A 12,353-nucleotide genomic window follows, 5' to 3' on the forward strand; every position below is an offset into this window, starting at 1 on the left:
GCCGCGGCTAGGCCTCGAAGCGGTAGCCCATCCCGGGTTCGGTGAGCAGGTGCCGGGGCCGGGACGGCTCCGGCTCCAGCTTGCGCCGCAGCTGGGCCAGGTACACGCGCAGGTAGTGGGACTCCGTCTCGTACGACGGGCCCCACACCTCGTGCAGCAGCTGCTTCTGCGCCACCAGCCGGCCGCGGTTGCGGACCAGCAGCTCCAGCACGCCCCACTCCGTCTTCGTCAGGTGGACTTCGGTGCCGTCGGCGCGGCGGACCCTCTTCGCCGCCAGGTCGACCGAGAACGACGACGTCTCCACCACCGCGTCCGCGCCGTCCGCGCCCGCGACCGCCGAGCGGCGGACCGCCGCGCGCAGGCGGGCCAGCAGCTCGTCCATGCCGAACGGCTTGGTGACGTAGTCGTCCGCGCCCGCGTCGAGTGCCTGGACCTTGTCCGCCGAGTCGCCGCGCGCGGACAGGACGATGATCGGGACCGTCGTCCAGCCGCGCAGGCCGGCGATCACCTCCGTGCCGTCCAGGTCCGGCAGGCCGAGGTCCAGGACGACCACGTCCGGTTTGGTCTCGGCCACCGCCTTCAACGCCGCCGTGCCGTCGTGCGCGGTGATCACCTTGTAGCCGCGGGCGTTCAGGTTGATCCGCAGCGCCCGCACGATCTGCGGCTCGTCGTCCACCACCAGCACGGTGGCGCCCGGGTCGCTCATCGCACCCCCTCCTCTTGGAACTCGACGCTGAATGCGGGCAGCGAGACCACGACCGTCAGCCCGCCGCCCGGGGTGTCCTCGGCGCGGATCGTGCCGCCCATCGCCTCGGTGAACCCCTTCGCCACCGACAGCCCGAGCCCGACGCCCGGCGTCGTGTCCCGGTCGCCGCCGAGGCGCTGGAACGGCGCGAACGCCGAGTCCGCCGCGCCCTTGCGCAGGCCCTTGCCGTGGTCGACGATCCGCAGCTCGACGTGGCCCGAGTGCGCGCTGGCCCGCGCGGACACCACGCCCCCGCCGTGGCGGATCGCGTTGTCCAGCACGTTCGCCACCACCCGTTCCAGCAGGCCGGGGTCGGCGAGCACCGACGGCAGCCGGTCGTCGACCGCCACCTCGACCGCACCGGAGGAGTCTACAGTGGACAGAGCGTGCGCGACGACCTCGTCGTAGCCGACGGGCCGCAGGTGCGGCTTGACCGCGCCGGTGGCCAGCCGCGACGAGTCGAGCAGGTTGTCGATCAGCCCGGCCAGCCGGTCGGCCGACAGCTCGATCGCCTCTTCCAGTTCGGCCGTGTCCTCTTCGGACAGTTCGAGATCGGGCGCGCGCAGGCTGCCGATCGACGCCTTGATCGACGTCAGCGGCGTGCGCAGGTCGTGCCCGACCGCCGAGAGCAACGTCGTGCGCAGCTCGGTCGCCTCGGCCTTGCGCTCGGCGCGGGCCGCGGCGGCGGCCGTCCTCTGCTGGCGCAGGGCGAGCAGCGCCTGCCCGGCCACGGCTTCCAGCACCCGCCGGTCGGCCGCGGGCAGCGCCCGCCCGCGCAGGGTCAGGTGGACGTCGGCGGTGACGGCGATGTCGACGTCGGCCTCGTCCGGGTCGGCGCACGGGTGCTCCCCCGCGGTCGCCACCGCGCGCCACTCGCCGTCCTGCTTCTCCAGCAGCGTCACCGAAGTCAGCGCGAAGTTCTCCCGCACCTTCTGCAGCAGCCGCTCGATCGGGTTCGGGTCGGTCAGCACGGTCCGGGCGTAGGAGGCGAGCAGCGCCGCCTCCATCCGCGCCCGCGCCGCCTGCGTGGCCCGGCGCGCGGCCTGGTCGACGACCAGCGCGACGAGCACCGCGACCACGACCATCGCGATCAGCGTCACGAGGTTCTGCGGGGTGTGCACGTTGAGCGTGTAGAGCGGCGGGGTGAAGAAGAAGTTGAGCAGCCCGGCGCCGAGCACGGCGGCGACCAGCGCCGGGCCGAGGCCGCCGACCAGCGCCACGACGACCGTCGCCAGCACGTAGGAGATGACGTCGGTGGCGAAGTCGAGCCCGGTCGGGACGAAGAAGCCGATGGCGGTGACCAAGACCGGCAGCACGACGCTGAGCACCCAGCCCGCGACCAGCCGCGAGAGGCCCAGCGGGCTCGCGCTCAGCCGGGCCCGCAGCTTCCCGCCGGCCTCGGAGTGGGTGACCATGTGGACGTCGATCGACCCGGAGTGCCGCACGACGCCGGCGCCGATGCCCTCGTCGAACAGCCGCGCCACGCGCGAACGCCGTGAGGTGCCGATGACCAGCTGGGTCGCGTTGACGCCGCGCGCGAAGTCCAGCAGCGCGGTCGGGACGTCGTCGCCGACGACGGTGTGGAAGGTCGCGCCGACCTCTTCGGCGAGCGTCCGGCAGCGGGCGATCGCGGCCGGTCCGAGCCCCGACAGGCCGTCGCCGCGCAGGATGTGGACGACCTGCAGCTCGGCGCCGGCGCGGGTGGCGATCCGGCTGGCGCGGCGGATGAGCGTCTCGCTCTCCGGGCCGCCGGTGATGGAGACGACGACGCGTTCGCGAGCCTCCCACGTGTCGGTGATGCGCTGTTCGGCGCGGTAGCGCTGCAGCGCCACGTCGACCTGGTCGGCCACCCACAACAAGGCGAGTTCGCGCAGCGCGGTCAGGTTGCCGGGGCGGAAGTAGTTGCTGAGGGCGGCGTCGATCCGCTCGGCCGGGTAGACGTTGCCGTGCGCGAGCCGCCGCCGCAGGGCCTCGGGCGTGATGTCGACGAGCTCGAGCTGCTCGGCGCGGCGGACGACCTCGTCCGGCACCGTCTCCTGCTGGGTGACGCCGGTGATCCGCTCCACGACGTCGTTGAGGCTCTGCAGGTGCTGCACGTTGACGGTCGACAGCACGTCGATGCCGGCTTCGAGCAGTTCCTCGACGTCCTGCCAGCGCTTGGCGTTGCGCGAGCCGGGCACGTTGGTGTGCGCGAGCTCGTCGACGACGGCGACCTCCGGCGCGCGGGCCAGCACGGCGTCGACGTCCATCTCGTCGAAGGCGCGGCCGCGGTGCTCGGCGTGGCGCCGCGGGACGGTCTCGAGGCCGTTCAGCAGCGCGGCCGTCTTCTCACGGCCGTGCGTCTCCACCAGCCCGACGACGACGTCGGTGCCGCGGTCCAGCCGCCGCCGCGCCTCGCCGAGCATCGCGAAGGTCTTGCCGACGCCCGGAGCCGCGCCGAGGTAGATCCGCAGTTCCCCCCGGCGCGGCTTCTTTGCACTGGTCACGCTGTCAGTGTGCCCCTCCGGCCGCGGCTTGCACGGCCAAGTTGAGCTGGAGCACATTCACCCCGGGGACGCCGATTCCCGCTCCGGAGGTGTTCTGCTCGACCAACTGGCGCACGCGGTCGGCCGGCAGGCCGGTCACGCGGGCCACGCGGGCGATCTGGAGGTCCGCGTAGGCCACGCTGACCGCCGGGTCGAGACCCGAGCCCGAGGCGGTCACGGCGTCCGGTGGCACCTGGTCGGGTGACACGCCTTCGCGCTGGGCGATGGCGGTCCGGCGCTCCTGGATGGTTTTCACCAGGCCCTCGTCGTACGGGCCCTTGTTGGACGCGCCGGACGGCATCTCGGGGGTGACCGCCGAGGGCCGGCTGTGGAACCACGGGTCCTTCGCCGGGTTGGCGGGCACCGGGTCGACGCCGATGAGCGACGACCCGACCGCCTGGCCGTTCTGCGTGACGACCGAGCCTTCGGCGTTGCCCTCCAGGCCTGGGATCCGGGCCACGGCCCACACCGCCAGGGGGTAGAGGACGCCGAGCAGGACGGTCAGCACGACGAGGACGCGCAGCCCGGCCCAGGTCTGCTTGACGAGAGTGTTCACTTCGGGTCACCCGATTCCAGGGATGAGGCGCACGAGCAGGTCGATCAGCCAGATCCCGAGGAAGGGGCTGACGATCCCGCCGAGGCCGTAGACGAGCAGGTTGCGGCGCAGCAGGGCCGAGGCCGACGACGGCTTGTACCGCACGCCGCGCAGGGCCAGCGGGATGAGCACGACGATGATCAGCGCGTTGAAGATGACCGCCGACAGGATCGCCGACTTCGGCGTCGCCAGGTGCATGATGTTCAGCGCGCCGAGCTGGGCGAAGATGCCGGTGAACATCGCCGGCAGGATCGCGAAGTACTTCGCGAGGTCGTTGGCGACGCTGAACGTCGTCAGCGCGCCGCGGGTGATCAGCAGCTGCTTGCCGATCTCGACGATCTCGATCAGCTTCGTCGGGTCGCTGTCGAGGTCGACCATGTTGCCGGCCTCCTTCGCGGCCGACGTGCCGGTGTTCATCGCGACGCCGACGTCGGACTGCGCGAGCGCGGGCGCGTCGTTGGTGCCGTCGCCGGTCATCGCGACCAGGCGGCCGCCCTCCTGCTCCTTCTTGATGAGCGCCATCTTGTCTTCGGGCTTGGCCTCGGCGAGGTAGTCGTCGACGCCCGCGTCCTCGGCGATGGCCTTGGCGGTGAGCGGGTTGTCGCCGGTGATCATCACCGTCTTGATGCCCATCGCGCGCAGTTCCCCGAAGCGCTCCTTCATGCCCGGCTTGACGACGTCGGACAGCCGGATCACGCCGCGCACCACGGTGTCCTCGGCGACGACCAGCGGGGTGCCCCCCTGGGCGCTGATCTCGTCGACCACGCGCTCGGTCTCGTCGGGGTAGTCGCCGCCGTTTTCGCGCACCCACGCGCGCACCGCGGACGCGGCGCCCTTGCGGATCCGCCGGTCGCCGACGTCGAGGCCGGACATCCGGGTCTGGGCGGTGAACGGGACGAACTCGCCCCGCACGTCCTGGTCCGCGTACTCCGACGTCAGCTCGACGACGCTGCGGCCTTCGGGGGTCTCGTCGGCGAGGCTCGCCAGGCGCGCGGCCCGGGCCAGCTCGTCCGGGGTGGCCGTGCCGACCGGGATCAGCTCGGTGGCCCGGCGGTTGCCGAAGGTGATGGTGCCGGTCTTGTCGAGCAGCAGCGTCGAGACGTCGCCCGCGGCTTCGACCGCGCGGCCGGACGTCGCGAGGACGTTGCGCTGCACCAGCCGGTCCATGCCCGCGATGCCGATGGCGCTCAGCAGCGCGCCGATCGTCGTCGGGATCAGGCACACGAGCAACGCCGTCAGCACGATCACCGACTGCTCGGACCCGGAGTAGCGGGACATCGGCTGCAGCGCGACGACGGCGAGCAGGAAGATGATCGTCAACGTCGAGAGCAGGATGGTCAGCGCGATCTCGTTCGGCGTCTTCTGCCGCGAAGCGCCTTCCACCAACGCGATCATGCGGTCCACAAAGGACTCGCCCGGCCTGGTCGTGATCTTCACGACGATCCGGTCGCTCAGCACGGTCGTGCCGCCGGTGACGGCACTGCGGTCGCCGCCGGACTCGCGGATGACCGGCGCGGACTCGCCGGTGATGGCCGACTCGTCGACGGTCGCGATGCCCTCGACGACGTCGCCGTCACCCGGGATGACCTGCCCCGCCTCGACGACGACCAGGTCGCCGATCTTCAGCTCGACACCCGGGACCTGCTCCTCGCCGGCGTCGGTGAGCCGGCGGGCGACGGTCTCCTTCTTCGACCGCCGCAGGCTTTCCGCCTGCGCCTTGCCGCGCCCTTCGGCGACGGCCTCGGCGAGGTTCGCGAACAGGACCGTGAACCACAGCCACACGGCGATGAGGCTGGTGAAGACGCTCGGGTCGGTGACCGCGAAGACGGTGGTGAGCGCGGAGCCCACCCACACCACGAACATCACCGGGTTGCCGAGCTGGTGCTTCGGGTTGAGCTTCCGGAAGGCGTCCGGCAGCGACGTCCAGAGCTGGCGGGGGCTGAACACCCCGGCGCCGACGCGGCCGGTGGCTTCGGACGGGGGAGTCACCTGGGGTCGTTCTTCGGTGACGGTCATGCGAGTGCCTCCGCGATGGGCCCGAGCGCGAGCGCCGGGATGAACGTGAGGGCCGCGACGAGCACCACCGTGCCGGTGAGCATGGTGGCGAACAGCGGCCCGGTGGTGGGCAGGGTGCCGGCGGTTTCCGGCACCCTGCGCTGCTCGGCCAGGGAACCGGCCAGGCAGAGCACGGCGATGATCGGGACGAACCGGCCGAGCAGCATCGCCACGCCGAACGACGACTGGAACCAGTCGTTCGTCGCGGTCAGGCCGCCGAACGCGCTGCCGTTGTTGTTGCCGGTGGACGCGTAGCCGTAGAGGATTTCGGACAGCCCGTGCGCGCCGCCGTTGCCCAGCGCACCGGCGGTGTCCGGCAGCAGCAACGCGATCCCGGCGCCGAGCAGCACCACCGTGGGCATCGCGAGCATCGAGATGGCCGCTGCCGTGACTTCGCGCTTGCCGAGCTTCTTGCCCAGGTACTCGGGCGTCCGCCCGACCATCAGGCCGGCCAGGAACATCGCGATGATCGCCATCACGAGGATGCCGTAGAGGCCGGTGCCGACGCCGCCCGGCGAGATCTCGCCGTAGAGCATGTTCAGCAGCGGTCCGCCGCCGCCGAGGCTCGACAGGCTGTCGTGGGCGCCGTTGATCGCGCCGGTCGACGTGCCCGTGGTCGTGTCGGCGAAGATCGACGTCAGGCCGATGCCGAACCGCTGCTCCTTGCCCTCCATGCTCGCCCCCGCGGCCAGGGCCGCCGGGTTGCTCGCCTTGGCTTCGGAGAACCAGATGATCACCAGCGAGGCGGCCCACAGCAGGCCCATCACGCCGAGCAGGACGTAGCCCTGCTTGGGCTTGCCGACGAGCTTGCCGAACGCGCGGGTCAGGCTGACCGGGATCACCAGGATCAGGAACAGCTCGATGAGGTTGGTCCAGGCGTTGGGGTTCTCGAAGGGGTGCGCGGAGTTGGCGTTGAGGATGCCACCGCCGTTGGTGCCCAGTTCCTTGATCGCCTCCTGGCTCGCGGCGGGCGCGAGGGCGAGGGTGCTGTGGCTGCCGTCCGGGTTCGTGACGGCGACGCCGGCCTTGAGGCTCTGCACGACGCCCAGGGCCACGAGCACGATCGCGAAGACGAACGCCATCGGCAGCAGCACGCGGATCGTGCCGCGCGTGAGGTCCACCCAGAAGTTGCCGAGCCGGTCGGTCTTCGCGCGGACGAACCCGCGCGTGACGGCGATCGCCACGGCGAGGCCGACGGCGGCCGACAGGAAGTTCTGCACGGTCAGCCCGGCCATCTGCACGAAGTGGCCCATCGTCGTCTCGGGGACGTAGGACTGCCAGTTCGTGTTGGTGACGAACGAGACCGCCGTGTTGAAGGCGACCGCCGGGCTCACCGAGCCGCGCCCCAGGTTCCACGGCAGGAGCGGCTGCAGCCGCTGCAGCAGGTAGAGCAGGACGATCGAGACGAACGAGAAGCCCAGCACGCCCGCGGCGTAGGTCGGCCACCGCTGTTCGGAGTCCGGGTTGACGCGGAAGAGCTTGTACAGGCCCTTCTCGAGCTTCAGGTGCTTCTCGGTCGAGAAGACGTGCGCCAGGTAGTCGCCGAGCGGTTTGTAGACCGCGGCGAGGGCGGCGAGGAGGAGGCCGAGCTGGATGAGCCCGGCCGCGGTGTCGGACATCAGAATTTCTCCGGCCGGATCAGCGCGATGAACAGGTAGACGAGAAGGCCCAGCGCCAGCAGTCCGCCGACGACGTTGGCAGGAGTTCCGGCGCCGCTCACAGCTTCTCCAGCCCGCGCAGCGCCAGTGCGAGCACCACGAACACGCCGATCAGCAGGACGGCGTAGAGCAAGTCGGCCACAGGCACCTCTCAAGACGGGTCACCGGGTTCGGTGACCGGACGCGTTCACTGTGCGGCTCCGGGACCCGGTCGCGACCTGCGGCTGATGGTGCCTTGATGCGTTCCTGACACGCGTTTACGGCGTCTTTATGGCCGGTGGCGCCGGTCACGCAAACGTTTGCCGATTAATCACTGTATGCAGTTGGTCAGTGACTCGCGACACACCGCGTGACCGAACAAGTGCGGAAAGTGCAATTCGGGCAGACAAGATCGACAGAGCGTGTTACACCTGTGTTACCGATAGTTGTATTGGCTAAGCAAATTCAGGGAGGGGCAACTATGTGCGGTATCGCCGGCTGGGTTTCCTTCGACGCCGACCTCACCCGCCGCGACGACGTGGTCGACGCCATGACCGCGACCATGTCCTGCCGCGGCCCGGACGACGAAGGCACCTGGGTGCGCACGCACGTCGCGCTGGGGCACCGGCGCCTGGCCATCATCGACCTTCCCGGCGGGCGGCAGCCGATGTCGGTGCGCACGCCGAACGGCGACGTCGCGATGGTCTACAGCGGTGAGGCGTACAACTTCACCGAGCTGAAGGAAGAGCTGACGAAGCTCGGCCACCAGTGGGAGACCGACAGCGACACCGAGGTCGTCCTGCACGGCTACCTGCAGTGGGGCGACGAGGTCGTCGACCACCTCAACGGCATGTACGCCTTCGCGATCTGGGACGAGCGCGACGACAAGCTCGTCATGATCCGCGACCGGATGGGCATCAAGCCGTTCTACTACTACCCGACCCCCGACGGCGTGCTGTTCGGTTCCGAGCCGAAGGCCATCCTGGCGAACCCGATCGCGAAGAAGGTCGTCGACCTCGACGGCTTCCGCGAGCTGGCCGGCTTCACCAAGCGGCCGGGCTGGTCGCTGTGGAAGGACATGGAAGAGGTCCAGCCGGGCACGCTCGTCACGGTGTCCCGCGAGGGCATCAAGACCCGCACGTACTGGAAGCTCGACGCGAAGCAGCACACCGACGACCAGGAGACCACGGTCGCGCGTGTCCGCGAGTTGATGACGGACATCGTGCACCGCCAGCTCGTCGCGGACGTCCCGCGGTGCGTGCTGCTGTCCGGCGGCCTCGATTCGAGTGCCGTCACCGGGCTCGCCGCCGCGCGGCTGGCCGAGCAGGGCGAGCGGCTGCGGACGTTCTCGGTCGACTTCTTCGGCCAGGAAGAGAACTTCAAGCCGGACGAGATGCGGGACACCGCGGACTCGCCGTTCGTGCGCGACGTCGCGTCCCTGGTCGGCTCGGCGCACAAGGACGTCGTCCTCAACCCGGGCGACCTGACCGACCCCGAGGTCCGGCGCGCGGTGCTGCGGGCGCGGGACATCCCGGCCGGGCTCGGCGACATGGACACGTCGCTGTACCTGCTGTTCAAGGCGATCCGCGGCGAGTCGACGGTGGCGCTGTCGGGCGAGTCGGCCGACGAGGTGTTCGGCGGCTACCGCTGGTTCCACGACGAGAAGGCCGTCAACGCGGACACGTTCCCGTGGCTGGCGTTCCGGAACTCGATGATGGACGAGCGGTCGTCGCTCTACACGCCGGAGCTGGTGAAGAACCTCGACGTCGAGTCCTACATCGCCGACCAGTACAAGACCGCGGTCGCGGGCGTCGAGCACCTGGACGGCGAGTCCGGGCGGGAAGCCCGGATGCGGACGATCTGCAACCTGCACCTGACCCGGTTCGTGCGGATGCTGCTCGACCGCAAGGACCGCGCGTCGATGGCGGTGGGCCTGGAGGTCCGTGTGCCGTTCTGCGACCACCGGCTGGTCGAGTACGTCTACAACACGCCGTGGTCGCTGAAGACGTTCGACGGCCGGGAGAAGAGCCTCCTGCGCCACGCGACCAAGCACGTGCTGCCGGACTCGGTGCGCGACCGCGTGAAGAGCCCGTACCCCTCGACGCAGGACCCGGGCTACGCGGCGGCGCTGCAGCAGCAGGTCAAGGAGGTGCTGGCCGAGCCGGGCCACCAGGTGTTCGACCTGGTCGACCGCGCCTGGGCGCACCGCGCGTCCGAAGTGGACTCGGCGACCATGGACCCGGCGATGCGCATCGGCCTGGACCGGCTGCTCGACCTGTACCACTGGATCGACATGTACCGGCCGGAGCTGCAGCTGTCTTGACTTCGAGTGCCCTTGAGGTGTGAGGCTCGGGAGCATGAAGGTGCTCCTGTTCGGCCGCAACCCGGCCACGGTCTCGAGGGTGACGGCGGCGCTGTCCGCGGCGGGTCTCGCCGCGGACGGCGTCGCTTCGGAGGAAGCTGTCCTTTCGCGTCTGGGCTTGGTGGACGCCTTGGTCCTGGGCGCGGGGGTGGCGGGCCCGCTGCGCGAGCGCGTCACGGCGGCGGCCGTGCGGCACGGCGTGCGCTGGGTGCAGGGGCCGCACATCCTGCCGGACCGCGACGCGCTGGAGTACGTCCGGACGGAGATCCTGCCGCGGCTGGCCGGGGCCGGCGAGCGGGGTCAGGCCCGGCTGTAGAGGCGGGTCGGGCCGCCAGCGGCCGAGGCGGGTTTCGGGCGTGCCGCGGACGTTGCTCCCGCGCCCCTGGTCAGCGCCGGACTTCGGTCAGCTTCACCGGCCGCCGTTCGCGGCGGGACACCTCGCAGGCCTCCGCGATGTAGAACGCCTCCAGCGCGTCCGCCGCGACGCACGGCGAAGGCGAACGGCCCGCGACGACGTCCAGGAACGCCCGTAGCTCCGTCGTGTACGCCGGGCGGAACCGCTCCATGAACCCGGGGTACGCCGGGCCGGGCAGCGGCGCGACGCCCGGCTCGACCGACCGCAGCGGGGCGCGGTCGTCCAGGCCGACCACCACGCCGGACACCGAGCCCAGCGCCTCCAGCCGCACGTCGTAGCCCGCGCCGTTGTAGCGGGTCAGGGACACCGTCGCCAGGGTGCCGTCGTCCAGGGTGAGCGTCGCCGCCGCCGTGTCGACGTCGCCCGCGTCGGCGAAGAACCGCTCGCCGCGGTTGGCGCCGATCGCGTAGACCTCGTCGATCTCGCGGCCGCTGACCCAGCGGACGACGTCGAAGTCGTGCACGCCGCAGTCGCGGAAGAGCCCGCCCGAGTGCGCGACGTACTCCGCCGGCGGGGGCGCCGGGTCGAACGTCGTCGCGCGCAGCGTGTGCAGCCAGCCCAGCTCACCGGAGGCGACGGCCGCGCGAGCCGCCGCGTAGCCCGCGTCGAACCGGCGCTGGAAGCCGATCTGCACCGGGACGTCCGAGGCGTCGATGCGGTCGATCACGGCCAGGGTGCCGGGAATGTCCGCGGCGACCGGCTTCTCGCAGAACACCGGGATGCCCGCGTCGACCGCCGCGATGATCAGGCCCGGGTGCGCGTCGGTGGCCGCCGTGACGACCAGCCCGTCGAGCCCCGCGGTGAACAGCTCGCCGAGGGAAGTCGTTTCGACGCCCAGCTTCGCGGCGGCGGACGCGGCCCGCGCCGGGTCGACGTCGGCCACGACGACCGACTCGACCTCCTCGAAGCCCTTCAGCGTCTCCGCGTGCGCGGTGCCGATCCGGCCGGTGCCCGCCAGTCCCAACCTCATCGTGGTGCTCCTCCTGTAGCAGAAAACCCGGCGGTGGTCGCGCGGACCACCAGGGACGGGTGCAGCAGGTGCCGGACCGGCTCCGTGCGCTCCCCGCGGACGCGCTCGATCAGCGCTTCGAAGGCCAGCCGGCCCATTTCCGTGCGCGGCTGGTCCACTGTGGTCAGTGACAGGTGCCGCAGCGCCGCGAGCGAGGTGTTGTCGTAGCCGACGACCGAGACGTCCTCGGGCACGCGCAGCCCGGCTTCCTCCAGGGCAGAGATGGCCCCGACGGCATTGAAGTCGTTGCCCGCCACCAAACCCGTCGGCAGCTCGGCGCGTGAGTACGTCGCCAGCAGCTCCCGCACCGACTTCTCGCCCGCGGTGTCGGTGTGCTCGCTGCGCACCACGACCGGCTCGAGGCCGTGGCGCCGCATCGCCGCCTGGAACCCGCGGCGCCGCTGGGCCGCCCCGGCCGCGCCGCCGCCGTCGAGGTGCGCGATGCGCCGGTGCCCCAGGCCGACGAGGTGGTCGACGGCCAGCGCCGACCCCGCCTCGCCGTCGTCGTTCACCGTGTCCACACCGGACGCCCGCGACGTGCGGGAGACCAGCACCACCGGGCACTGCCGCGCCGCGGCTTCGATGGCCGACGCGGGCACGACCGGCGAGAGCAGGATGACCCCGGCCGGGCGGAAGGAAAGCAGGCTGCGCAAGGCGTTCCCCTCCCGCGCGGGGCTGCGGCCGCCGGTGTTCAGCACGAGGTCGAAGCCCGCCGCCTGCGCGGCCGCGTCCAATCCCTCGACGACGTCGGCGAAGAAGGCGTTGCGCAGGTCGTTGACCATCACCCCGAGCACCGTCGACGTCCGGCTGGCCAGGGACCGCGCCATGACGTGCGGCTGGTAGCCCAGCTCCTCGGCCGCACGCAGGACGGCCGCGCGGCGGGCGTCGGAGACCTTCGGGGAGTTCCTCATCACCAGGGAGACCAGCGCGCGGGAAACCCCCGCTCGCGCGGCGACGTCCTCCATCGTCGGACGCATGCGGTGCACCTCCCCTGATCACCGGAAACTCGG

At 71.3% G+C, this 12,353-nt stretch carries 10 protein-coding genes; 2 read left to right on the plus strand and 8 right to left on the minus strand.

Features of this window, described 5'->3' with window-relative positions; all coding sequences use genetic code 11:
- Nucleotides 1-7: 7 nt before the first annotated feature.
- Genes ACWEN0_RS18780 through kdpF form a run of 6 tightly spaced genes read right to left on the minus strand, consistent with a single transcriptional unit; the run spans nucleotide 8 to nucleotide 7,640 of the window.
- Complete coding sequence (locus tag ACWEN0_RS18780; protein ID WP_451974754.1) at nucleotides 8-706, minus strand: response regulator; 699 nt, start codon at nucleotides 704-706, stop codon at nucleotides 8-10.
- The gene (locus ACWEN0_RS18785) at nucleotides 703-3,288 is read right to left on the minus strand and encodes a DUF4118 domain-containing protein (RefSeq protein ID WP_451974756.1); all 2,586 of its coding nucleotides are present in this window, start codon (nucleotides 3,286-3,288) and stop codon (nucleotides 703-705) included. The genes ACWEN0_RS18780 and ACWEN0_RS18785 overlap by 4 nt, the downstream gene beginning before the upstream one ends.
- Nucleotides 3,236-3,826: a potassium-transporting ATPase subunit C gene (locus tag ACWEN0_RS18790; protein ID WP_451974758.1), complete on the minus strand. Its 591-nt coding sequence runs from the start codon at nucleotides 3,824-3,826 to the stop codon at nucleotides 3,236-3,238. The genes ACWEN0_RS18785 and ACWEN0_RS18790 overlap by 53 nt, the downstream gene beginning before the upstream one ends.
- Before the next feature lie 6 nt (nucleotides 3,827-3,832).
- Nucleotides 3,833-5,881, minus strand: a complete 2,049-nt coding sequence (gene kdpB, locus ACWEN0_RS18795) for a potassium-transporting ATPase subunit KdpB (RefSeq protein WP_451974760.1) — start codon at nucleotides 5,879-5,881, stop codon at nucleotides 3,833-3,835.
- A complete protein-coding gene (gene kdpA / locus ACWEN0_RS18800) occupies nucleotides 5,878-7,539 on the minus strand; it encodes a potassium-transporting ATPase subunit KdpA (RefSeq protein WP_451974762.1) in 1,662 nt (553 codons plus the stop codon). Before kdpA ends, kdpB begins: the two co-directional genes overlap by 4 nt.
- Nucleotides 7,539-7,640, minus strand: coding sequence for a K(+)-transporting ATPase subunit F (gene kdpF, locus ACWEN0_RS18805; RefSeq protein WP_451974764.1), 102 nt, complete (start codon nucleotides 7,638-7,640; stop codon nucleotides 7,539-7,541). Before kdpF ends, kdpA begins: the two co-directional genes overlap by 1 nt.
- A gap of 398 nt (nucleotides 7,641-8,038) precedes the next feature.
- Here kdpF and asnB point away from each other — a divergent pair, with 398 nt between their 5' ends.
- Both asnB and ACWEN0_RS18815 read left to right on the plus strand, forming a co-directional pair.
- Nucleotides 8,039-9,880 (plus strand): asparagine synthase (glutamine-hydrolyzing), encoded by a 1,842-nt coding sequence (gene asnB, locus ACWEN0_RS18810; protein ID WP_451974766.1) that lies wholly within the window; start codon nucleotides 8,039-8,041, stop codon nucleotides 9,878-9,880.
- 34 nt (nucleotides 9,881-9,914) lie between these two features.
- A complete protein-coding gene (locus ACWEN0_RS18815) occupies nucleotides 9,915-10,235 on the plus strand; it encodes a hypothetical protein (RefSeq protein ID WP_451974768.1) in 321 nt (106 codons plus the stop codon).
- A 70-nt stretch (nucleotides 10,236-10,305) separates the two neighbouring features.
- Here the strand turns inward: ACWEN0_RS18815 and ACWEN0_RS18820 are convergent, their stop codons facing one another.
- A complete protein-coding gene (locus ACWEN0_RS18820; RefSeq protein ID WP_451974770.1) occupies nucleotides 10,306-11,304 on the minus strand; it encodes a Gfo/Idh/MocA family protein in 999 nt (332 codons plus the stop codon).
- Nucleotides 11,301-12,320 (minus strand): LacI family DNA-binding transcriptional regulator, encoded by a 1,020-nt coding sequence (locus tag ACWEN0_RS18825; RefSeq protein ID WP_451974772.1) that lies wholly within the window; start codon nucleotides 12,318-12,320, stop codon nucleotides 11,301-11,303. The genes ACWEN0_RS18820 and ACWEN0_RS18825 overlap by 4 nt, the downstream gene beginning before the upstream one ends.
- Between the last annotated feature and the right edge of the window lie 33 nt (nucleotides 12,321-12,353).

The sequence above is a fragment of the Amycolatopsis sp. NPDC004378 genome (genome assembly GCF_053602455.1).